This window comes from Enterobacter asburiae (genome assembly GCF_007035645.1).
In the GTDB taxonomy this organism is placed as follows: Bacteria; Pseudomonadota; Gammaproteobacteria; order Enterobacterales; family Enterobacteriaceae; genus Enterobacter; species Enterobacter asburiae_B.
The window spans coordinates 4,000,711-4,022,894 of the sequence record NZ_AP019632.1; the positions used below are offsets into that span (position 1 = coordinate 4,000,711).

A 22,184-nucleotide genomic window follows, 5' to 3' on the forward strand; every position below is an offset into this window, starting at 1 on the left:
GCCTATACAAAAAAGAGCCGGGTTATACCCGGCTCTTTTTAGCTGATTTCAAAATCTTTTAATTCCCCACCTTCAGCAATCAGATTTGAGATCCGCTTCGGCATTCGCCCCTGACCTGACCATGTTTTTGACTCTCCAGTTTCGTCAGTATATCGATACTTCGCGGGGCGGGGGGAGCGCGTCCTTTTAGCCTTACCCGGAGAGCCAATAGCAGCTAAAAGTTCGGAGGGGTCGATACCCTCATCAAGCATCATCTGACGAAGTGTTTCCAGTTTATCGCGGCGCTGACTTTCATTTGCAAGACGTAATGTCTCTTCTTCTCGTCGTTCTATAAGAATAATTTTAAACTTTTCCAGAACATCTTCCAGTACATCTAATGACATTTCACGAGTCTGGGAACGCAAGGTACGGATATTGTTCAACTGTGTGAGAGCATCTGACATAAAGAGACCTCTTAAAATTTCAGCAAATACCAATGTCGACGGTTGCTCATCAACCCGATTTTTCTTAATGAGCATTTTAATCCGATTGGTACATATTGTTATTAACGAGGTTTAGACTACTGATATAAATCTCTTATCGCAAGACAAAACTAAGAAGAATGTGCAAGAACTAAATTCTAACTCCTACGAAATGTCCATGCATTTTTGAAGATACTTAAAACTATAATGCCAGGAGTCATCCGGAGAGCCTTTTTATACCCTCATAACTTAGGCTTCAGTTACACCTGATGAGATTTAAAATGAGGAGAGAAAGCGCCACCACTTAGCAAGGTTTTTCACAAATGGCAGGATGGCACGCAGGGGAGAGACACCTGCATTTTGTCAGAGGGTAGCGAATTACTCTCTCTTTATAGAGGTGTTTCTAAAAAAGTGTAATGTAAAAAAAAGCCTGCTGTTAGCAGGCCATAAATGTTTTCAACTCATTTTTGTTCGATTCTGATAAATAGGGTAAGCATGCAATTAAACGTGGAGCAGAGAGCATGACAAAAATGCTATAAATATTTCCTGGCCGCATCAAGTATCTCCTGTGACGTTAACTCCCTGTCAGTAGCCACGTAAACAATACCATGATCGCCAGTTAAGGAAGGAAAACCTGCAGACATAATCCGAAGATGTGTTTCTTCACCGTTTGGATATTCCTGCCTGATAGAGGATATACCTTCCAGAACGGTCATGACTTTACAGGATTCAGCATTAAAGAAAACAAGGACTTTAATCATATTCTATTACCCTGTTCTCTCGTGGATATTAACTGGCAGATGCCATTAAGGTCAAAGCCATTACGCACTTCTTATTTAACATGTGGTTAGTTTGTGCTTTTAGACTTTTTATGCAGTAGTACTGCACTTCATCACATCGGTTAGCATACTCATAATTTTGAAAAATATGCTGATCAGATATTATGAATAAACGACTTTCATCTGATTTAAGTTATGGATCTGTCTACTCAGGAATAATCCTTTATAGTTATCGCAGACCCACAATGATTTATTTATCGCAAAGTGTTACGTTTGCAGCAGCAGGACCCTTGTCTCCGCGGTGAATGGCGAATTCAACTTTCTGACCTTCAAATAAAGTTTTAAAGTTGTCGCCATCAAGTGCAGACAAATGGACAAAGATATCTTTGCTGCCATCAAGAGGAGAGATGAAGCCAAAACCTTTGTCTTCGTTAAACCATTTAACCAGGCCCATAATTCTAGAGGTCATACTGACTCCGTTATACATGATTGTATTGATAGTAAACGTATAGGATTAAACATATGGACTCAAAAGAGGGGATATCAACGATAGCGCCTGGTAATGAGAACTGCCCGGAAAATTTCTAACTTTCATTAGTACATCGAACTGATGGGATTCATTAAGGCACAGGGAATCGATATAAGCAAATTATCTTTTAGCCGTCCAGAGGTCCTGTAGGGAAAATAAAAGTGGCTGAATGCCATTTTCAATGTATAGTCTTTACGTGTTTTCAATAAGGAATTGACTTGTCCCATAAAATGACAGGAATTGTCAAAAGCTTTGATATTCTTAGTGGTAAAGGCCTCATCATCCCATCTGATGGACGAAAAGACGTTCTGCTTCACATTTCAGCCGTTAACTCTCGCGAATCAGAATTACTCATCCCTGGAAGCCGCATAGAGTTTTGCCGGATAAACGGTCTCAGGGGGCCTGTGGCTGCGAACATTTATCTTTCCTGATTTTCAGTGTGTCAAAATAGATAGATTAAAACTTAACCACATGTGGTACGGTGAAGCTCATTCATTGAAAGGTTAATGGTTATGTCTGTTATCAATTACGCAATGAAATTCTTCAGCAGTGCGTCTACTGCCACTGCTGCCTGTCCTGTTTGTGGCTTAAAATCAGTACAACCGTTGTCAAAAATCCGGCTCAACCAGACCATGCTTTGCCCCGGATGTAAGGCTCTGTTTATCTCCCGACGCTAGCTCGACCAAAACCGCAGAACAGAGCTCATGTCCTATACTTATGTTAGATTCCGGCAGCTGTTAAATCCCTGATGCCTGACGCCCATCCTGAGAGAACGTTTCTGAACTGATTTCGCAACTGCTCCTGCGCGCTAACGTCGCATCAGAGCAATGCTATGAAAATGATCCCCAGAGCGTGGTTTAACCGCTCCCGTATTCTGATGAATGCTGCCGAAAACATAACGTTTTCGGCGAACGATCCTGCCGGTGAAAGCTCGCCGCGGTCAGAACTCTTTTCGACCGTCCAGATGGAACGCTACGGCCAGAAGCTGGCGCGGACTCATAAAGTATCACCGGATAGGCATCCTTATTATCTTCTGAAACGGCTTGGCGACAATGAGGCCGTCATTACCCAAAACTGCTATGAGCTTAACGCGGGTAAAAAGACCAGTATCATGCCCGCCGGTGAATGGCTGCTGGACAATTATTATCTGATTGAGGAACAAATCCGCACTGTCCGCCAGCATCTGCCGAAAAGCTTTGGCAAAGGTCTTCCGTCGCTTGTATCGCCGTTGAATTGCCCACGAATTTATCATATTGCATCAGAGGCCATTGCTCACGGCGATGGCCGCTGGGATGCCGCCAGCCTGACCAGCTATCTCACTGCCTATCAACAGGTGACGCCGCTGACGCTGGGTGAAGTCTGGGCGTTACCGGGAATGCTGCGCCTTGCGCTGATTGAAAATCTTCGTCGTATCAGTATGGAAGTGATAAAAGCGCAGCAGGACAGAAACCTTGCTGATACGTGGATAACAAGGATTGTCGAATGCGCAGAGAGTGCGCCTGGTGATTTAATCATGGTGGTTGCCGATATGGCGCGCTCCCGACCTCCGTTAACCAGTGCGTTTGTCGCAGAGCTGGTGCGGCGCCTGCAGGGGCATGGCAACGCGCTGTCGTTACCTCTGACCTGGGTTGATCAGTGCCTTCGGGAACAGGGGATCACCACTGACGTTCTCATACATAGTTTCAATCAGCAGCTTGCCGCCAGCCAGCTGTCCGTCAGTAACAGCATCGCGGGCCTGCGTTTATTGAGTGAAACGGACTGGGCTGATTTCGCCGAAACGATAAGCGTTGTCGAACAGGCATTACGCAATGATCCTGCCGGCATCTATCCCCGGATGCACTTCAATACCCGGGATCATTACCGGCACGTAGTTGAGGTTCTGGCCAGGGACAGCGGTCTCAGCGAGCCTGAGGTTGCTGAGAAGGTGCTGGCGCTTTCAGAGGAAAAAGCGCCCGATACACCGGAACATCATGTTGGTTATTATCTTGCGGGCGAAGGTCGACAGGCGCTGGATATTCATCTCCTGGCAGACGCCTCAAGGCTCATACGCTTGCGGCACAGTTTCAACAGAATAACCCTGCTGTCATGGCTTGGAAGCCTGGCGTTGCTGACAACCGCAGCGACCGCAGCAATATTGCACGAAACCGCCATGCAGGGCGCAGACTGGCTATTGATCGCGGTGATATTACCTCTGATTATCGCATTAACTCAGTTAATGAGCGATTTGCTCAGTGATGCAACCACCCGTTTTCGCGTTCCTCGACCCTTACCGGGGATGGATTTTTCAGCCGGTATTCCCGCTGACAGTGCCACCATGTTAGTCATTCCCTGCATGTTGACCAGCCACGAAAGTTTCAGCCAGCTCCTCACCAGTCTTGAAGTCTGCTGGTTGGGGAATGAAAACGAAAATCTCAGGTTCGCGCTGCTCACTGATTTTGCTGATTCTGAAAATGAACCCTCGCCGGAAAGTCACGCGCTGCTCAGACAGGCTATCGCCGATACGCAGGCGCTTAATCGCCGCTACCCTTCCGGCCGACCACGTTTTTATCTGTTACATCGCCAGCCTGAATGGAACCCCTCGGAAGGAGCGTGGATGGGCTATGAACGCAAGCGGGGAAAACTGGCGTTACTGAACAGCTGGTTGCGCCATCCCGGAACGCAATTCGTCAGCGTTGCAGAGATGCCTGCCCACCTTTTACCGGGTCACATAAAATACGTCATTACCCTGGACAGCGATACGGTGCTCCCGCGCGATACGGCACACAAACTCGTCGCGACGATGGCGCATCCGCTGAATACGCCTGAGTATGATCCGGTACGCCAGAGGGTTGTCAAAGGATTCGGTATTTTACAGCCCGGTCTTGCGGAGGAGATACCACGCAACGGTCAGGGGCGTTACGCAGCCCTGCGCAGCAGCGTACCGGGCAATAACCCTTATTCGATGATGTCTTCGGATATTTATCAGGATCTCTTTGGGGAAGGCTCGTTTGTGGGCAAAGGGATTTACGATGTTGATATTTTTATGCAGGCCACTACCAACATCTGCCCGGAAAATCTGGTACTCAGCCACGATCTGCTTGAAGGATGCTATGCACGTTCGGGTCTGCTGAGCGAGGTGTTACTGTACGAACAGTACCCTAATAATTATCTGTCGGATGTTGCACGACGTTCACGCTGGATCCGGGGTGACTGGCAACTGCTTAACTGGCTAAAACCACGCGTCAGAAAAGCCGATGGAACCCGGGTCAGGAATCCGCTGACCGCGCTTTCTTACTGGAAATTACTCGATAATCTACGTCGCAGTCTGGTCGCCCCCTCCTTACTGATATTGCTGTTCTTCGCTCTGCTTTGGGTACCCAACCCGGTTTACTGGCTGGGCATACTGTTGCTGATATGGCTGTTGCCAGCCATCCTCTGCATCAGCCACGACCTTCTGCATAAACCTCTGCGTCGCCGCGTGAAGCCGCATCTGTTAATGGTGGGGGCGGGCGCGCTAAAGCGTCTGTCAGGTATCAGCCTTAATTTTGCGATACTGCCGCACGAAGCCGGATATTCGCTGAAAGCGATCGCCGTGACGCTATGGCGACTGGGGATAAGCAGGCGTCACCTCAGCCAGTGGGTCAGCCACAGCCAGGACAGCAGTCAGGCCAGACCCACTGTTGCACGTTTTTATCAGGCGATGTGGCTGAACGTTGCCGGTGGCGTGGCGCTGACAATACTGACCGGACAATTTGCCCCACAGCTGCTGGGGATTGCGTTACCGATCGGTTTGGTATGGTGTGTGGCACCGCTGCTGATGAGCTGGCTGAGTCGCCAGCCCGTGCGTAAGGTTTTTTCGCCTAATCAGGAACAAAAACAGCTGTTACGCCAGACAAGCCGTGAAATCTGGGCTTTTTTTGAAACATTTGCCACAGCAAAAGAGAACTGGCTTCCGCCTGATAATTATCAGGAAATACCACAACCGACGGTGGCACACCGAACTTCTCCTACCAATATTGGTCTTTCACTTATGGCTAACCTGACGGCATGGGACTTTGGCTACCTGCCTGGCGGAGAGGTGCTCCGGCGCGTGTCGCTCACGCTCGACACGATGGATAAAATGGAGCACTACCGGGGCCATCTCTACAACTGGTATGACACCCGTACGCTGGCCCCCCTAAGTCCACGCTATATCTCCAGCGTCGACAGCGGCAATATGGCCGGGCATTTATTGACCCTGCGTGCAGGCCTGTCCGCCATGCGTCTTCAGCCTGTTTTAAGCAACCAACAGATACTGGCAGGACTGAACGATACGCTGGATATTCTGGAAAAACAGTGGGGTAAGAACCCACCTGACAGCCTGAGACTGCTGCGCAAGCATTGCCTGAACGCGGTGTCGCTCTCTCCGCAGGCGCTTTTCAGCGAACTGAAAAGCATGCGCACCCAGTGCAACCATCTGACCAGCGCATGTCATCAGGGATTTCCTCTTCAGATGCGCTGGGCTGGACATCTGGAGCATCAACTGGTTCAGCTTTGCCATGAGTGGTCTCTGTTGCTTGGCTGGTTGCCTGCATCCTGGAATGAACAGACGCTGCCGACGCTGAGCGAGCTTGCCCGTCCGACATTAACCGGTACAGGAACGCCTCCGGCGTCAGTGGCGGAGCAGGCCCGAATGCGACTCAATATTATCACCGAGCTGGAACAGCGGCTGGATGAGCATGCCCGGATGGATTTCGCCTTTCTGTACAGTGAAGCAACCAGTCTGCTCAGCGTCGGTTATAACTGTGACACCAATATGCCTGACAAAAGCCACTACGATCTCCTGCCGTCTGAAATCCGCCTGACCAGTTTTCTTGCCATTGCGACTAATCAGCTGCCTCTTAAAAGCTGGTACGCGCTGGGTCGATTGTTTACCACGATTGATAATGAAACTGCCCTGATGTCATGGAGCGGATCCATGTTTGAATATCTGATGCCGAATCTGGTGATGCCCACCTGGCCCGGCAGCCTGCTCGATGAAATGAGTCAGTCGGCGGTTATGCGCCAGATTCACTGGGGGAAAGAACGCGGGGTACCATGGGGTGTTTCAGAGTCTGGCTATCATGCTTTTGATGTTCAGCATAATTATCAGTATCAGGCATTTGGCGTACCGGGGCTCGGTCTACGCAGGGGACTTGCCGATGACATGGTTGTCGCTCCTTACGCCACGCTGCTGGCGCTGATGGTTTCCCCACAGAGAGCCTGTGAGAACCTGTTCAGGCTGCAAAAAAATGGTGCACGCGGAGAATACGGTTTTTATGAAGCGCTGGACTATACCCCCTCACGTCTTGCAACCGGTCAGCTCTATGCGGTGGTACAGTCCTGGATGGCGCATCACCAGGGTATGGCATTTCAGGCGCTGGCTCATGTGCTGCTTGACGCCCCCATGACTGAACGCTTTATGTCCAGCACGGTATTCCGGTCAGCGAGTCTGCTGTTACAGGAGCGCGTGCCGGATGCGGTCGATCTGTACAGTCCGCGCCGTCATTTTGAATCTCATGAGGGCATGGTCAAACCCGTTCGCTATGAACCCCGTATTTTCTATAGCGTGGATACCCCCTCCCCGGATATTCAACTCCTGTCCAACGGCCATTATCACCTGATGTTGACCGCGGGCGGCGGTGGTTACAGTCGCTGGAATGATATTGCACTAACGCGCTGGCGCAGTGATACCACCCGTGATAACTGGGGAGCATTCTGCTACATCCGCGATACCCAGACGGGAGATGTGTGGAGCAATACCTGGCAACCAACAGGCTACACCAGCGGACAAGACGAGGAAGTGTTGTTCACCGATGCGGGGGCAGAATTCAGACGCAGCTTAGGGGGACTCAGCGTCAAAACTCAGGTGGTGATCTCTCCGGAGGATGATGTTGAATTGCGACGGCTCACACTGATTCATCGTGGTCGCAAGCCTCGCTCTCTGGAGCTGACAACCTATGCTGAAGTGGTACTGGCACCTGATGCCAGCGATCTGGCACACCCGGCATTCAGCAATTTGTTTATTCAGACTGAGCTGGCTCCTGAGCGTGACGCTATTCTTTGCCACCGGCGCCCGCGCTCACCGGATGAACCGGGCCCTTGCCTGTTTCACATGATGGTGGTGCACGGCGATAACCGACATAACGTGTCGTTTGAAACGGACAGGGCAAGGTTTATTGGACGTGGCAGAAACCCTGCGAATGCACAGGCAATAGAGACGGGAGGGATGCTAGGCAACACGTCGGGCTCGGTGCTGGATCCGATACTGGCAATTCGCAACGCCATCATTCTGCAGCCGGGGCAGCCGGTTACGATTGATATCATTTATGGCATCAGCGAGACCCGTCAGCAGAGCCTGGCGTTGCTGGAGAAATATCGCGATTACCCTATCGCCGATCGCGTCTTTGAACTGGCCTGGTCTCACAGTCTGGTGGTATTGCGCCAGATGAACGCCAGTGAAGATGATGCCACGTTGTTCAATAGTCTCGCCAGCGCTGTGCTTTACCCTGTCCAGGAGCTGCGCGCCGAAGGCCAGGCGATAGGCCGCAACCGGCGTGGCCAGTCCGGACTGTGGGGCTGGGCAATTTCAGGGGATCTGCCGATAGTGCTGCTGAGTATAACCAGCGAGGAAAGTATCACCTCAGTGACCACACTGATTCAGGCACACCGTTACTGGAGACAGAAAGGGCTGGATGTTGATTTGGTTATCCTGAATAACAGCCCCGGCGGCTACCAGCAGGGATTACAAAATCAGATTATGGAGTTAATTTATGCCGGGTCTGAAGCCAGTCTGCTGGATAAAAAGGGCGGGCTTTTTGTCCGGAACGGTGAGCATCTCTCCGCTGAGGATAAGTTGCTTTTGATGAGCGTGGCCTGTCTTTATCTTGATGACCGCGCAGGGGGTATTAATGAGCAGCTTAACCAGCGTATTCATACCCTGAAATCGCCGGCAAGGGCATTCATTCCGCGTGCTGTGCGCGAGCGTAATCAACATACGGACTGGAGCCCTGATACCAGTCAGTTATGCCATTTCAATGGGTACGGTGGATTTTCTCAGGATGGGCGGGAGTATCAGATCGTCCTTCGGGAAAATGCGCTTACACCGGCTCCCTGGTCGAACATACTGGCAAATTCTCGTTTTGGCAGTGTGATCTCAGAGGCAGGGCAGGCCTATACCTGGTATGAGAATGCCCATGAATACCGGTTGACGCCGTGGGAGAACGATCCGGTGAGCGATCGCAGCGGCGAGGCATTTTACCTGCGCGATGAAGAGAGCGGGGAGTGCTGGTCGCCGACGGCTTTACCTGTTCGCGGACACGGTGATTACCTGACCCGCCATGGTTTTGGCTACAGCGTTTTTGCCCATCGTGAGAGTGGTATAGACAGCGAGTTGACGGTCCTGGTTGCTGAAGAAGATCCGGTTAAACTGCTGCTCCTGACGCTCAGTAACTCTTCGGGACGGACACGTCAACTTTCCGTCACAGGCTATGTAGAGTGGACGCTCGGAGAAACACGAACGCGCTCAGCCCCTCACATTGTGACACATGTGGCCAGAACGCCCGGCGGCTGCGGGGTGCTTGCGAATAACTTTTATGGTGATAATGGTGGCGGCCGAACTGCATTTTTTGCCGTCAGCGGTAATGACTGTTCTCTGACAGGGGACCGCCGGGAGTTTATTGGCCGTAATGGTTCCCTTCACGCCCCTTCGGCTATGAAACTGCAAAAGCTTTCTGGTAAGACGGGGGCCGGTCTGGATCCCTGCGGAGCGGTGCAATCGGCGGTTACATTAATTGACGGGGACCAGAGGACGTTTATTTTTATCCTCGGCGCAGAGGAGAATGATGTCTGTGCTCAGGAGACGCTGGCCCGCTACATGAACGAGGATACGGTCCGCCAGGAGCTGAACCGGATTCATAATCACTGGCACAATGTTCTCGATAAAATCGTAGTTAACACCCCCGACACGTCCGTAAATTTACTGGTTAATGGCTGGCTGCTGTATCAGACGGTCGCCTGCCGTCTTATGGCCCGGAGTGGCTACTATCAGTCTGGCGGTGCATTTGGTTTTCGCGATCAGCTGCAGGATACGCTGGCTCTGAGCCATGCTGCTCCGGACCGGATGCGTGAACAGATAATACTCTGTGCATCACGGCAGTTTATCGAGGGGGATGTGCAGCACTGGTGGCACCCGCCACACGGCAACGGTGTGCGTACCCGCTGTTCCGATGACTATCTTTGGCTGCCGCTTGCTGTTTGCCACTATGTTGAAACGACGGGGGATATGGATGCACTGGAAATACGCATTCCTTATCTGGAAGGACGCTCGCTTCAGCCTGGTGAAGAGTCTGTCTATGACACGCCGGTCATCAGCGGCACCGAAGAGACACTCTGGTTACACTGCGTCAAAGCTATTCACTATGGACTTCGCTTCGGGGAGCATGGCCTGCCGCTGATGGGGGCTGGTGACTGGAATGACGGGATGAACCGGGTGGGTATCGAAGGCAAAGGTGAAAGCGTCTGGCTGGGCTTCTTCCTGTACGACATTTTGCAGCGGTTTGCAGCGCTGGCGGAGCACAGGCTGGATGAAAGCGTCGCCGCGATGTGCCGTTCACAGGCTCTGCGCCTGCAAAGTAATCTCGAAGCCCACGCCTGGGATGGGGAATGGTACCGGCGCGGGTATTTTGACGATGGTACTCCCCTGGGATCGAAAACCTCACAGGACTGCCGGATTGATGCGATTGCGCAGAGCTGGTCTGTATTGTCCGGCGCCGCGAGCCCGGGACGGTGCGCAAAGGCCATGCAGGCGCTGGATAAGCACCTTGTGGATAACGAAGGAGGGCTGATCAAACTGTTAACGCCTCCTTTCGACGGACACGGTCCAAATCCGGGCTACATACAGGGGTACCTGCCCGGCGTGCGGGAAAACGGAGGGCAGTATACGCATGGCGCCATCTGGGCAGTGATGGCCTTTGCCCGAATGGGGAATGCCGAACGAGCCTGGCAACTCTGGTCAATGCTCAGCCCTATAAATCATACCCTGAATGCGGACTCTGTCGGGATTTATAAAGTTGAGCCTTATGTCATGAGTGCTGATGTCTACAGTGTCGCTCCCCATACCGGACGTGCAGGGTGGAGCTGGTATACCGGTTCCGCAGCCTGGGCCTGGCGTTTACTTACCGAGGGATTACTGGGGATAAAACGTTCCGGCACTGACTTTAGTGTTCATGCCAGGTTACCGGATGAGTGGTCCTCTTTTTCTATGGCATATCAATATGGTGAAAGCCATTATCAGATTAGTGTTTCACGCGGCGATGCAGAATATTGCGTGACGCTGGATGGTGTTCTCCTCCCTGATGACAGAATACCGCTGAAGGATGATGGACAAAACCATACGGTTGAGATCATTCAGAACTGACACTGATCCCGGAGGTGCATTAACGTCTGCCGTTAATGCGCTGATTATCCCTGAGAACATCAATCGCAGTCTGCATGGCGATTTTGTCATCCCGCCTTTTTTGTTTGTCCTGCATGACCTGAAGGTATTCCAGCAAGGTGCGGGTATTAATCGGTCGGCCCTGTTTACCCACAGCCAGCACGGCTTCGCCAAGAATAATTTTCACAGGCGGTAATTGTGCCGGATACCAGTCAAGGGTGTCTTCTGATTTCATCTTAAATTTCTCACGGAAGGGTAGTGTATCATAAATAAGACGTTCAATTTTCAATATCTGATATCCTGATTCAGACACAACTTAACATAACTTATGCCAGTTATTTTTATATTAAAGCGTATAATAATTACTCTATTCCTCAGAGAATTATTTATGTCTTATACAAATGGGCTCAGGTATTTTAAAGAAAGACCGGTTCATGTTGCCTGTCCGGTATGTGCACACAGAGCCGATCAGAAAGCAGGTAAACTAAGAAAAGATGCGGTTCTTGAGTGCCCTGCCTGCGGACTGTTGTTCAGACCTTCAGAATGCTGGTGTATCGGCGGCTGATCAGCTTCTGCCACTTAACGTCAGTGATGTCGGAAAATGACAACATTCCTCCTGTACTGCTGTTGTCGAGGGTATGATAATGAAATCTAAAAAATCTGTTTTTATTGAAGGGCATATCATGTCGAACAGCTGTCACGGACAGGCTGGCCAACCTTTCTGTATTCACCGGGTCAGTTTTAGTAATGGTAAATATGCGATTATTCGGGTGGCATCCGGGATATGTTTCAAACCAGGCGAAATTATTCAACGAAACGATTGTGAGTGGTTTTATAAACTTACCAAAATTCGGCTTCTTTCTTTTGAGTACCTTGATGATGCTGAATCAAGAAGACAATTCCTTGAGTATCAATGATAAACCATGGGTTTATAGCAGAATAAATTTGCTGGCTTACAATTCACCCCTGGCTCTTTAAATTATTCACCAGTCATTGCAAAACTTTTTTTTCTGAATTTAGATGACTTTAAATTGTCTAAAACAAAATGTATCGCTAAAGACAAATTGCTTCATTGTTTTCCTTTTGCGTTATAACCTTCATTAGCATTAAGGAAATTTATGGCACAGACTTTTACTCATAATTTACTTCATCCTCGCCACTGGCTTACCTGGTCTGGTTTGGGTCTGCTGTGGCTTCTCGTTCAACTTCCTTACCCGGTTTTACATACTCTGGGCTCTGGCCTTGGAAAAATATCCAGACCCTTTCTGAAACGCCGGGAAGGAATTGCGATTAGAAATATCGAACTGTGCTTTCCCGAGATGACACCGTTTGCCCGGAGCCAGATGGTCAATAAAAACTTTGTTTCTCTCGGGCTGGGACTGATGGAAACAGGAATGGCCTGGTTCTGGAGCGATGCGAGAGTCAAAAAATGGTTTGATGTCGAAGGGCTTGAAAACCTGACCGGCGCGACAAAAGGAGTAATGGTTGTCGGGATTCATTTTATGTCCCTTGAGTTGTGTGGAAGAGTAATGGGGTTATGCCATCCTATGATGGCAACGTATCGCCCACACAATGATCCATTAATGGAATGGGTACAGACAAAAGGACGTATGCGTTCAAATAAGGCTATGATTAATAGACGTAATTTATCCGGTTTTGTTCATGCGCTAAAAGCAGGTGAAGCCGTTTGGTTTGCACCAGACCAGGATTATGGGTCTAAAGGAAGCGTTTTTGCACCTTTTTTCTCGGTAAAAAAAGCAGCCACGACGAACGGAACGTATGCTCTGTCAAAACTCGCTGGTGCACACTTGATCACACTTAGCATGATTAGACGTAGCGATAAAAAAGGTTATCACATGTATATCAGCAATCCGTTGGCAGGTTATCCAGGGGAAGATAAGGTCGCCGCAGCGGCTTATATGAACAAGATCATCGAGCGTGAAATTCTCCGTGCTCCTGAGCAATACCTGTGGATGCATCGCAGGTTCAAAACGCGTCCTGAAGGCGAAGTCTCTTTATACAAATGAACAACTCTACTTGTCATGAGCCAGAATCTATCTTTCTTGCCACTGCGTATTTGTAAAAATGCGATAAGGAATTTTCGATCGGATTCATGTTAACGATAGCTTGACTGACAGCCAAGGTTAATCAATTGAACCGGTTCGGATTTGAAGGTCCGTTTTTCGCTCATAGCGGACAGTTTCATCCCTACGCGCTCCCATCAGTCTTCATTGGCTCATATGTGGCTTTCGAGAGCTCCGCTGCTGTCGGCCTGTCAGCGATACTTGCGCAGCAAACACGCCGCGCATATACGGTTTGGGCTTACCTTTTATCAAACGGTTAGACTACTTTTCACCTGCCGAATTTTTTGGATAAAAGCCATCATTGACAAAGCAACATCGAAAAATGCTTAATTAAAAGTGCTCACGCCTGCATCCCCTTACCCCGTGCCAGGTTAATCCTGTCAACGCATTCCCTAAACGCTTTGACTTGCTCCGGAGAAAGCTCAGATTCATCAATGTTGGCCAGTAGAGCATTGAGGGAGCGCTCAATATCATTTTTTGTTAACTGTAAACAGATAACCTTAACCCAACGTGGCGAGAACCTGCTGAGGCCGATTGCTCTTGTGATTCGTAATTTCATGCCATGCCTCTCAACCACCAGTGTGGAGGTTTTCATACTCGCTTATAACACGCTTTGGATAGGCCTTCTGTTATTATTTCACCTGCAAGCTAACAATAGGCATTGCGCCAGAGAGCAACCAGCTTTCAGCGAACATCAAATTTGGCTGTCCTGCCTGATGCGCAAGCGCTACGTCATACCAGAGAGTTACTGGCTTAACTTATGGCAATTTTAATGATCTGATACAGGTTGGGATGTCAGTTTTGTGCCAGGAGCGGACGTTAATGAGAACAATCTGTGGGAATCAACGGGGTGTAGGTCAATTAGGCTGGACTGACTTCGCCCCGGTAGACGATCCTGCCCTATAGTTGGAGTATGAATTTCTCCCCGAAGCATTAATCAGATTGGCGGCGAACCTCGATTTCAACAATGTGTCGAGGTGTTCGCCCAAGCCGAGCATCGCCGTTGGCGACGGCGATGATGTCGACGCGTTCGAGCATTGACCCGACGTAAGCAGCGCACCAGGAGGGGCGTCATCTTTGATACCGCCTCGTTTGATGTCCTTCCAGAACTGGAGAATTAACGGGTTATGGCGCGGACCTTTGATTTCCATCTGCCCGATATACTTGCGGCCTTCAACCAGTCAGCGTAAATCATTTTGCTGCATTACCACCTCCAAGGCGGGTGTTTAAAATGCCAAGCAGCAAACGGCGGAGCTGTTCAACACCGATAGAACAACACGAGCTGCGGATTGTCAGCCTGGATGTGCCCACCTTATGGCAGGCGCAGTCAGATAAAGACGCTTCGGAAACTGACCCAATCACCCGCGCCGTGATAACCGCCATCAATAACATGCTTATCGATCTGATGGCCGCGATGTCGCATAAGGACTGGCTGAGTCGCCGCCAACTGAATAACACATCCCCGTCAATACGGCTCTCGCTGTACGCTTACGAGGAGGGGAAGAGCTTTTACATACGAAAACCGTCCATGGTATTACACACCGATAACACCGATGCCGGCCGATAAGAATCAGCGCTTTTGTGCCGCAGGAAAAAAACCGTCATTCCTGTGCAGGGCTCCGCACAGCGTACAGGCCCGGTACTATCGGTACAGGATCCTTCTCAGCCCTAATCCACTGGCGCAACTGACTTTTCCATATCGCAGCCTTCAGCATTTTTTTTCAAGTACAGATGGACATTAAGGGTAAGCAGAAGAAAAAGCAGGGCGGTATCAGCAGATAAAACCCAGGCAATCTCACCGGACTGCAACGCTGTACCTATAGTGGTCATCCCGAAGAAGTCACCACTGAACGCGGAACACGGAACACGGAATGCAGCCATAGTCTGGCCATATTCACCTTCATGACTTGCAGCCCTGACCTGACCGGCAATAAAAATTGACCACCATATAATCCACATTTCAGCACCACTACGCATCACAGCTGCAGCAGCCCTGCTCCAGTGCTGGCCTGTATACAGCTCGCCGGCGGTCATGGGGGCGAGCCGCGACGGGCCTGCGCCAGTCTTTCCAGCCAGACCCCGTAAGCCCTGCCAGCATCGCGCTCATCCGGAAAGACCGCATCACATGCAGCCATGGTTTTGCGGCGCGTGCTGGTGACGATAAGATGGGCGGTACCTTGCCCTGTCATTCTGTCCTTACGCTCAGAAGACTGTCTGCAGTGTCGCGTAGCCAGATATAGAGCCTGCCGCCGTCTTCGTTTGGATTGTGCAGCTCGATATCACGTTCCTTGACAGTGCCGCCACAGTTGCGGATATGCCTCAACAGGCTTCCCAGCGTGCCGGTCCGGTTCTCAATCACAACCCGGCGCCGATATTCCGCAAACTGGTTGAGGGTGAGATCGATGTACCAGTCATCCAGTCTCACGATCACATGGGACTGGATGGTTGAGTTATGCTCTTCGCAGAACTCAGGGTTTGTAAGCATATGCACGATCACCGGCTGTAGTGACGAGTCTCTGTCCTGCAGATACTGAGCCAGAAAGTTGCTTGCCAGGTCGCAGCAGCCATGGGGGAAACTGTTCAGCTCCTTCCAGCGACCCAAGCGATAACATTCATTTGAGCGGGTGTCGGACGCGAGCACCAGGGCATTACGGAATGCGTGAATACGGCGTCTTATGTCTGGTGTCATTCTATTTCCTTTTCGATTGTATTTTCTGAAGAGTTGTTATTTCCGGACGGTGAACAGCTCACCGATCGGGGGCTTCCCCGCGAATATGGCGTCATGGCAGTCGACCATTTCCTTCTGGACAGCGGTAAAACGCTTATACAGGGATTCTATGGTTTCTTGTGTTTCAGCCTTCTTCATATCCAGAATCAGTGCCTCATAGTTGACGTCGTAGTTACGCAGCGACGGTTTCCTTACCTGATAGTGACTGGTTACATTTTCTGTCAGGAGATTTACCAACCACCCACCCACCCCTCGCACCTTATCAAAGGCGGTAGACATGGCCTCAATTTTGGCAGCGTAAGGTTCCGCAGGCTTGAGACCATATGTGTTCAGCCGGAACCGTATTTCCCTGATTGACTGCTGAACTGATTCTGCTGTGATCAGGTGCAGGATTAGTTCATTAACCGCTTCCGTGTAGGCTTCCAGATCGTCACCACGTTTGGTTTCGTTATGTTTCTGGAAGGCATTCATAGCCTTTTCAGCGGCCGGCGTCAGAGTATTCAACGGACCCAGATGAATGTACTGCTCGTTAACCAGGGCAATAGCCTCCCTGTAGCCTTCCTGAGTGGTCAGCTGAGGCAACCAGCTGCGCGCGGTAAGATAAGCAGCGACGGCAGCCCCGGCCATCACCAGATTTAGTACGGCGGAGAGCCACTCGGCCGGACCACTGTCTTTGACTGTCTGGCCAAAAAGAATAATAAGGATCAGGATGGCAAAGGCCACCACTGCAAAGGCGTGAAGCACACGGTCTGTCCGGCTGAATTTCACGGATGTATCTCCCCGGAATGTTTGTGCACAGCATCAGCGTGCTCAGTGTCGTGCGGAACCGTGTTCTCATTGACCTGCACCCCGACGGCAATACCGGCGTCATGGCAGGCCTGCAGCCAGCTGGCAACCTGCAGGGGATCGCCTTCCAGGCGGGTTAACCTGCCACCAGTGTCCCACAGCTGCAGGCAAGTGGTCCCGTCGAGGCGTATAACAAAATCCCCACGGTATGCGGTACATGCGACGCCATCCATCATGAGCTGAACATCATCACCAGTCGGCCCCGGACTGCCTGCCGGAATGGCCGGAACTAGGGAAAGCACCTTCACTTCGCTGGCGCGCTGCAACGCCTGTACCCGTGCCCTTTCCTCAGCAAGCAGCGCCGCAGCGATCGGGCGTCGGTTTTTTACCGTTCCATTCATTCTTTCATTCCGGCTACATGTTCCTGAAAACGACGGAGGTCAGCCTGTACCGGTCTGAAGTCGGATGCCCCTGCTTTAGCAAGCTCAGAGCACAGAAATATGACAGCCTCCACACTGGAAATTTTCGCTGCCGTCGTCTGATCCTGGCGCTTTTTGATAGCTTCAATGACCTCTGTTGTTGTCGCGGCCAGCTGTTCATAGCTGAGTGAAAAATTCACTTCTTTCTCATCCATCCTGCACGCTCCGTCTGAAAATGTCCGGTTAAGTGAAAAATCATACTCAGTATGATTTTGTGCGTATTGATTCATTATCATATCACTTACCGTTTTCCCGTCGCGCAGATCCGAAAAGCTGCTGAGTCGGAAAAATGGGGTCTTTTGCATAGCATCTCTTTAGAAGGGTGTTCTGCAATAATACTAAAGCACAGTGATTCATAGTACTGGCACTGAAAGCTACAGTTAAGTCAATTGGTCAGGGGGATTTCTGGAATCGTCCGTTTCAGGTTCACTATGATTAGACTTGATATTTGGGTATTGAGCAGAATGAGTTTGAGAGTTATCTTAAAGACTTTAGGTATCTCTGGCTGGACGCTAAAAAATGAATAACTATGAAGATTTAATTGAATCGATAAGTCTCGATATAAGACGTAATAAAAAAATATCTTTTATTCTGGGTTCAGCGACTACAATGTCGCCAGACGGCAGAGGCGTTCCCGGCGTAAAAGAAATAAATGATATCCTGAAGGACTTCATGATCGAATATAATATATACGATTCTTTCATTAAGGATAAGCAGGATATGAGTGTTGTTGAAACCTATCAACAAAGTTTTGCATACCTCCTGCGTGTAGGCGATCAGGAAATGGTCAGAGAAGTGCTGGCCATTATCATGAAAAAAGCGCAGCCAGCAGATAATGAATGGTATATATCAAAATGTATTGATGATTTGACCAGACTTATATGTGAAACAACCATCGATGTTGGCATTATCCTCACAACTAACTTCGATGAGGTAATCGAGTACTCCTTATACCGTGCGGGACGCGACCCTATAATTAAAGATTTAACCATCGACCAACCTATTGGCGGCACAAAGGGATATATTGATAAGGAGATAGTCGTGCATCTGCATGGTCTATGGAACCGCGATACGATGCACTCAACAAACCAGTTATCAGCCTTACGTCCCAAAATTGAATCCTCGATCAAGAATGTGTTATCTGACAGCAAGCTGTACGTTCTAGGTTACGCAGGCTGGGATGATATTTTTTTGCAGGCGTTAACATCTATTGTTAACGACGATGCTGCAACTTATAACATCCGCTGGGCTTTTTATGAGTCAGTGCCTGAAAAAGCACTGTCTGATAATCATGCTTTATTTAGTCTTGTTTCTGATGCCACTGCAAATGGACGCTTCCAGGGATACTGCGGTGTAGACTGTCATAAGCTTTTTGAAGATGTCCTGAACACGCAAAAAAAAAAGTAACTGCACCTCAGTCAGCATATCGGCTGAAAACCAGGTCAGTAGTACCGGCTCAGAAAATGCCGCGACTGACACGGCATATTCTGTCCCGTGAGCCTGCTCATGAAACTATAAGAATATCAGAACAGCTTTTTGCGACCCAGGCTTTACAGAATACCGGGAGTCTCGAGCTGGTTTGCGGGTGGGGTTACGGGAAGTCAGGCTTCCTTTACTCATTTCTGAATGATGAATTTTCAGACTCCTATGTACTTTACAGTGATCTGACGGGTTTAACTACTCCTGAGGAAATTGCGAAGAAGTTTGCTCTTGATACTGGCACAGATATTACCTGGATTTTCTCCAATATCGATGATGGTAAATTCATTGTTGTGCTCGACAATATTTCAAATATTACTTCTCCTGCAGTAAATTATCTTCATGAACTATCTAAACTTTGCTCAGATTACAACAGTAATATTAAAATCATTTTTATTGGCACACATCCGATCAATCTACATATAGCATTTTTGAGTCTGAGTCCGCTTTCTGTCGATGATGTTAAAGAGTACATGAAGGACGAACCCAAACTGGCCGGCGTCACCCGAGAACAACTGGACAAGACACTTGAAATTACCGCTGGGTTGCCCTCTAAGCTGGATAAACTAAAAGAATATCTTAGATTAATGAGCTTGGGTGAGGTGTTGGGTGACGGTATCATTACCCTGCCTGAAGAGGAGTTTTCTGCGGAGATACCAACTTACCTTATTAACAGGATTGAAAATCTGAAAGTAGACCATAAGAAAATATACAGTTTACTTGAGGTTTTTGCTTTGCTGGATTGCGGGGAGAGGCTTAAAAACATCAGGGAAAGTTTCTCGGAAAGCCATTATGTGTATAACGACTTTTCTAAACTGGAGCGGGATGGATTAATCTACTCTCTTCAGATCGAAAATGAAACAATCCTCAGAATTAACCCACTTGTAAGGGATTATGTTTCATCGTCATTATCTACTGACGATTATCTTGAACTGGTCAAGAAATGTTTGTCCATCTGTATCGGTCCTGAATGGATGTCAGGTCAAATCAAAATCGGACCGGTGACGCAGTTCATGCTCATGCATACTGAGTTTTATCCGGGAAATGTACATACTCTTATTCGCAATTACTTTGAACTGACGCAGTTTGATCCCGATAGCCGCAGCACAAAAGCCATCATCCTGGCATCGATTGGTTATTGTATGTTCCTAAATCATAATGATTATTACAAGGAACTGGTAAGCTTCAGCCGGATGGTATTCAATAAAATATCTTCTTATGAACGTATGGATAAATACCATCTGGCCTGGTACCTTGCAAGCGGATTGCGAATGATTGATGAAGACAACGAAAGTGCAACATTCCTTGAGCCTATCTTCAACGACTTCGAGAAGTCGGATTGTTATTCGAAAAGAATGGCACTCAAGATGATGGGTACAATCATGCGCGCTTTGGCGGAAAGCGATAGACACAAAACTATTCAGTATGCAAAAAAGATAAAGTCAATTGCTGATAAAAACTCAGGGATTTACCTTTCTGCTGAGGCTGAGATCTGTGAAGACCTCCCCAGGAGCACAAAAATTAATAAGCTGATAAAATTGGAGCGCAAGGCACGAAGACATAATGAGACGTCGACGGCTAATAATATCAGTCTGCGCTTATATTCTCTGCTCGGTAACAGCAACGATCAGTACGTTGACACCGTTATAAATCATAACGAGACGGGACTATATACCCGCGTTCGCGCACTGGTATCCAAGTACGAATCGGTACTGGGGGCAGAAGAATACTTCAGGATAACTCCAGAGATCGTTGCTGAACTGAAACGTGCCTATAATTATCTATTTTGTCAGAGACTGGATGGTCTTTTTAATCGTTGCAGTGAGCTGCTATGGAGAATAGCTGTTTTCAACAGCGATCTGGAATACCTCTATACGTTGTTTAAAAGCAGTTCGATTATATGGCGCGTCAATTCAATGCCTGAAAAGGAGTTAATATTTGCAAGTGAGCTGGTCAATATCACCACACCTGCCCAGTTAGATAATGGAGAAGTGCAGTACCTTCAGATACGTATTAGTGTATTACGCAGTGGCTGTAACCCGGACCAAGACGATTCTGTCGTATCTGAACAGTAATATCCTTCAGCTAATCTACAGGCTGCTGTATGTCCCCGTACAGCAGCTGGCGGGGCTGTTCAGATATTCCGTGGGGTGTTAATTAACCCAGTCTTCCAGCACCAGGCCCGGCACTTGCTCAAACTATCTTGTAATATTGGTCACCAGCACGGCGCCGGCCGCGCCATCGTTTTTGCTGACGGGTGGTACGAATGGGTACGCCAAGGGAACAAAAAACAGCCGTATTTCATTTACCGCAGGGGCGGTCAGCCTGTTTTCATGGCTGCCATTGACGCGCGGCCATTTGGTCTGCGGGATGATGAGGAAGGGTTTATTATTGTCACGGCAGCCGCAGATAAAAGGCTGCTCGATATTCACGATCGACTTCCTCTCGTCCTGACACCGGATGCCGCGCGTGACTGGATGCGGGAGAGCCTCAGTGGTGAAAGCGCGGGTAAGACGGCCGGACAGGGAGCTGTGCCAGCTGAGGCATTTAAGTGGCACCCGGACGAAAGCACGGTCGAAAGGAAAAGTGGAACGTCCTTTCCGCACCGTCAAGGAAACACATGAAACACTGTACTATTTTCATCAGCCGGAAACCGAGCAACAGGCCAATGAATGGCTGCTGCGATATATATCCTTCACTACAATGACCAGCCTCATCCCTCACAGCCGCGTTCACGCAGGGAAGACAGGCTGCTCAACCTGTCTGAAGAAGGGATCCGTGAAATGTGCAGCTGGGAGCGGTTCTGCCATTTTGCACGGGAGCCTGAGCGCCGCAAAGTGGGCATTGATGCCAGAGTAATGGTGGAGGGAACGGCATATGAAATGGATCCTGATCTGGAAGGAGAGCATGTACTGTTGCTGTGGAGGCTGTTTGATAACGAACTTCATGTTGAATTTGAAGGTAACCGGACGGGACCCTATTACCCGGTCTCTGGTCCGTTCCCCCTGAACTGCAATTGATTAAATATAACAACCGGGCTATTGAGACGGCGTAAGTGATTGAAGAGCTGATCCAGATGGCGAAAGATTTTCAGTCCGCAATGGAACGTGATGATGCTCTTGGCCTGAATCCTGAAGAGATCGCCTTCTACGACGCACTGGCAGAAAACGAAAGCGCCGTTCGTGAGTTGGAGGATGAGATACTTAAGAAACTGGCGATCGAAGTTACACTGAAGCCTGCAGCAATCCACAACCGTGGATTGGCAGGTAAGTGAAAGTGTATGTGCAAGGTTGCGTATCCTGGTTCGCCAGACTCCGCGTCGATACATGTATCCGCACGATAAAACACCGGGCACGCACGGTGGAGTTAATTTTAAAACAAGCGGAAGTTATTTCAAATCACTGGACGATGTAACATAGTGAAAAT

Annotated in this window: 18 protein-coding genes and 5 pseudogenes; 12 read left to right on the plus strand and 11 right to left on the minus strand. The window is 49.2% G+C overall.

Annotation, left to right across the window (positions count from 1 at the left end; genetic code table 11):
* Window positions 1-38 precede the first annotated feature (38 nt).
* From FOY96_RS19125 to FOY96_RS19135, 3 genes are all read right to left on the minus strand, one after another.
* On the minus strand, window positions 39-443 hold the full coding sequence (locus FOY96_RS19125) for an H-NS family histone-like protein (protein ID WP_024274587.1): 405 nt from the start codon (window positions 441-443) through the stop codon (window positions 39-41).
* A gap of 551 nt (window positions 444-994) precedes the next feature.
* Complete coding sequence (locus FOY96_RS19130; RefSeq protein ID WP_010434226.1) at window positions 995-1,222, minus strand: hypothetical protein; 228 nt, start codon at window positions 1,220-1,222, stop codon at window positions 995-997.
* Between the two features lie 268 nt (window positions 1,223-1,490).
* On the minus strand, window positions 1,491-1,709 hold the full coding sequence (locus tag FOY96_RS19135) for a cold shock domain-containing protein (protein WP_000203924.1): 219 nt from the start codon (window positions 1,707-1,709) through the stop codon (window positions 1,491-1,493).
* Window positions 1,710-1,987: 278 nt separating this feature from the next.
* Between FOY96_RS19135 and cspF the strand changes: the two genes are divergently transcribed.
* The 3 genes from cspF (at window position 1,988) to FOY96_RS19145 (ending at window position 11,184) form a co-directional block, all read left to right on the plus strand.
* Window positions 1,988-2,200, plus strand: a complete 213-nt coding sequence (gene cspF / locus FOY96_RS19140; protein WP_001446195.1) for a cold shock-like protein CspF — start codon at window positions 1,988-1,990, stop codon at window positions 2,198-2,200.
* An 81-nt stretch (window positions 2,201-2,281) separates the two neighbouring features.
* On the plus strand, window positions 2,282-2,446 hold the full coding sequence (locus FOY96_RS23165) for a YnfU family zinc-binding protein (protein WP_213076230.1): 165 nt from the start codon (window positions 2,282-2,284) through the stop codon (window positions 2,444-2,446).
* A 155-nt stretch (window positions 2,447-2,601) separates the two neighbouring features.
* Window positions 2,602-11,184: a GH36-type glycosyl hydrolase domain-containing protein gene (locus FOY96_RS19145; protein WP_143347602.1), complete on the plus strand. Its 8,583-nt coding sequence runs from the start codon at window positions 2,602-2,604 to the stop codon at window positions 11,182-11,184.
* 19 nt (window positions 11,185-11,203) lie between these two features.
* Here FOY96_RS19145 and FOY96_RS19150 read toward each other — a convergent pair whose 3' ends face one another.
* Window positions 11,204-11,437, minus strand: a complete 234-nt coding sequence (locus FOY96_RS19150; protein WP_004132711.1) for a hypothetical protein — start codon at window positions 11,435-11,437, stop codon at window positions 11,204-11,206.
* Between the two features lie 153 nt (window positions 11,438-11,590).
* Here FOY96_RS19150 and FOY96_RS23290 point away from each other — a divergent pair, with 153 nt between their 5' ends.
* The 3 genes from FOY96_RS23290 (at window position 11,591) to lpxP (ending at window position 13,229) form a co-directional block, all read left to right on the plus strand.
* Window positions 11,591-11,767 carry a YnfU family zinc-binding protein gene (locus FOY96_RS23290; RefSeq protein WP_213076229.1) on the plus strand — a complete coding sequence of 59 codons (177 nt, stop codon included), beginning with the start codon at window positions 11,591-11,593 and terminating at the stop codon, window positions 11,765-11,767.
* Window positions 11,768-11,846: 79 nt separating this feature from the next.
* Window positions 11,847-12,119 (plus strand): hypothetical protein, encoded by a 273-nt coding sequence (locus FOY96_RS22995; protein WP_172620526.1) that lies wholly within the window; start codon window positions 11,847-11,849, stop codon window positions 12,117-12,119.
* 201 nt (window positions 12,120-12,320) lie between these two features.
* Entirely contained in the window at window positions 12,321-13,229 is a 909-nt protein-coding gene (lpxP, locus tag FOY96_RS19165) for a kdo(2)-lipid IV(A) palmitoleoyltransferase (RefSeq protein WP_090048310.1), read from the plus strand.
* Between the two features lie 397 nt (window positions 13,230-13,626).
* On the opposite strand, the gene FOY96_RS19170 is transcribed toward lpxP, so the two are convergent.
* Window positions 13,627-13,845 carry a hypothetical protein gene (locus FOY96_RS19170; RefSeq protein ID WP_063956689.1) on the minus strand — a complete coding sequence of 73 codons (219 nt, stop codon included), beginning with the start codon at window positions 13,843-13,845 and terminating at the stop codon, window positions 13,627-13,629.
* 705 nt (window positions 13,846-14,550) lie between these two features.
* On the opposite strand from FOY96_RS19170, the pseudogene FOY96_RS19180 reads away from it, so the two are divergent.
* Window positions 14,551-14,733, plus strand: a pseudogene (locus FOY96_RS19180) (recombinase family protein); the annotation flags it as partial.
* Between the two features lie 221 nt (window positions 14,734-14,954).
* Here FOY96_RS19180 and FOY96_RS19185 read toward each other — a convergent pair.
* From FOY96_RS19185 to FOY96_RS23010, 6 genes and pseudogenes are all read right to left on the minus strand, one after another.
* Complete coding sequence (locus FOY96_RS19185) at window positions 14,955-15,320, minus strand: hypothetical protein (RefSeq protein ID WP_090048308.1); 366 nt, start codon at window positions 15,318-15,320, stop codon at window positions 14,955-14,957.
* Window positions 15,317-15,475, minus strand: a complete 159-nt coding sequence (locus tag FOY96_RS23000) for a hypothetical protein (protein ID WP_172620527.1) — start codon at window positions 15,473-15,475, stop codon at window positions 15,317-15,319. The genes FOY96_RS19185 and FOY96_RS23000 overlap by 4 nt, the downstream gene beginning before the upstream one ends.
* Window positions 15,472-15,975: a hypothetical protein gene (locus FOY96_RS19190; RefSeq protein ID WP_090048306.1), complete on the minus strand. Its 504-nt coding sequence runs from the start codon at window positions 15,973-15,975 to the stop codon at window positions 15,472-15,474. Before FOY96_RS19190 ends, FOY96_RS23000 begins: the two co-directional genes overlap by 4 nt.
* A gap of 36 nt (window positions 15,976-16,011) precedes the next feature.
* Complete coding sequence (locus FOY96_RS23025) at window positions 16,012-16,782, minus strand: hypothetical protein (protein ID WP_177205261.1); 771 nt, start codon at window positions 16,780-16,782, stop codon at window positions 16,012-16,014.
* Window positions 16,779-17,012, minus strand: a pseudogene (locus FOY96_RS23295) (hypothetical protein); the annotation flags it as partial. The pseudogene FOY96_RS23295 and the gene FOY96_RS23025, both read right to left, overlap by 4 nt.
* Before the next feature lie 185 nt (window positions 17,013-17,197).
* Window positions 17,198-17,584: a hypothetical protein gene (locus FOY96_RS23010; RefSeq protein WP_090048302.1), complete on the minus strand. Its 387-nt coding sequence runs from the start codon at window positions 17,582-17,584 to the stop codon at window positions 17,198-17,200.
* Window positions 17,585-17,798: 214 nt separating this feature from the next.
* On the opposite strand from FOY96_RS23010, the gene FOY96_RS19210 reads away from it, so the two are divergent.
* From FOY96_RS19210 to FOY96_RS19230, 5 genes and pseudogenes are all read left to right on the plus strand, one after another.
* The gene (locus tag FOY96_RS19210) at window positions 17,799-18,686 is read left to right on the plus strand and encodes an SIR2 family protein (RefSeq protein ID WP_090048300.1); all 888 of its coding nucleotides are present in this window, start codon (window positions 17,799-17,801) and stop codon (window positions 18,684-18,686) included.
* A gap of 56 nt (window positions 18,687-18,742) precedes the next feature.
* Complete coding sequence (locus FOY96_RS19215; protein ID WP_090048298.1) at window positions 18,743-20,833, plus strand: ATP-binding protein; 2,091 nt, start codon at window positions 18,743-18,745, stop codon at window positions 20,831-20,833.
* A gap of 156 nt (window positions 20,834-20,989) precedes the next feature.
* Window positions 20,990-21,382, plus strand: a pseudogene (locus tag FOY96_RS19220) (SOS response-associated peptidase family protein); the annotation flags it as partial.
* Window positions 21,312-21,769: pseudogene (locus tag FOY96_RS23170) on the plus strand (IS481 family transposase); the annotation flags it as partial. The pseudogenes FOY96_RS19220 and FOY96_RS23170, both read left to right, overlap by 71 nt.
* 5 nt (window positions 21,770-21,774) lie before the next feature.
* Window positions 21,775-22,172, plus strand: a pseudogene (locus FOY96_RS19230) (type I restriction enzyme endonuclease domain-containing protein); the annotation flags it as partial.
* Window positions 22,173-22,184: the final 12 nt, after the last annotated feature.

Coding starts and splice junctions, on each gene's coding strand:
- FOY96_RS19125 (WP_024274587.1), bottom strand. CDS start 443: ATGTCAGATGCTCTCACACAGTTGAACAATATCCGTACCTTGCGTTCC.
- FOY96_RS19130 (WP_010434226.1), bottom strand. CDS start 1,222: ATGATTAAAGTCCTTGTTTTCTTTAATGCTGAATCCTGTAAAGTCATG.
- FOY96_RS19135 (WP_000203924.1), bottom strand. CDS start 1,709: ATGACCTCTAGAATTATGGGCCTGGTTAAATGGTTTAACGAAGACAAA.
- FOY96_RS23165 (WP_213076230.1), top strand. CDS start 2,282: ATGTCTGTTATCAATTACGCAATGAAATTCTTCAGCAGTGCGTCTACT.
- FOY96_RS19145 (WP_143347602.1), top strand. CDS start 2,602: ATGAAAATGATCCCCAGAGCGTGGTTTAACCGCTCCCGTATTCTGATG.
- FOY96_RS19150 (WP_004132711.1), bottom strand. CDS start 11,437: ATGAAATCAGAAGACACCCTTGACTGGTATCCGGCACAATTACCGCCT.
- FOY96_RS23290 (WP_213076229.1), top strand. CDS start 11,591: ATGTCTTATACAAATGGGCTCAGGTATTTTAAAGAAAGACCGGTTCAT.
- FOY96_RS22995 (WP_172620526.1), top strand. CDS start 11,847: ATGAAATCTAAAAAATCTGTTTTTATTGAAGGGCATATCATGTCGAAC.
- lpxP (WP_090048310.1), top strand. CDS start 12,321: ATGGCACAGACTTTTACTCATAATTTACTTCATCCTCGCCACTGGCTT.
- FOY96_RS19170 (WP_063956689.1), bottom strand. CDS start 13,845: ATGAAATTACGAATCACAAGAGCAATCGGCCTCAGCAGGTTCTCGCCA.
- FOY96_RS19185 (WP_090048308.1), bottom strand. CDS start 15,320: ATGACCGCCGGCGAGCTGTATACAGGCCAGCACTGGAGCAGGGCTGCT.
- FOY96_RS23000 (WP_172620527.1), bottom strand. CDS start 15,475: ATGACAGGGCAAGGTACCGCCCATCTTATCGTCACCAGCACGCGCCGC.
- FOY96_RS19190 (WP_090048306.1), bottom strand. CDS start 15,975: ATGACACCAGACATAAGACGCCGTATTCACGCATTCCGTAATGCCCTG.
- FOY96_RS23010 (WP_090048302.1), bottom strand. CDS start 17,584: ATGCAAAAGACCCCATTTTTCCGACTCAGCAGCTTTTCGGATCTGCGC.
- FOY96_RS19210 (WP_090048300.1), top strand. CDS start 17,799: ATGAATAACTATGAAGATTTAATTGAATCGATAAGTCTCGATATAAGA.
- FOY96_RS19215 (WP_090048298.1), top strand. CDS start 18,743: ATGCCGCGACTGACACGGCATATTCTGTCCCGTGAGCCTGCTCATGAA.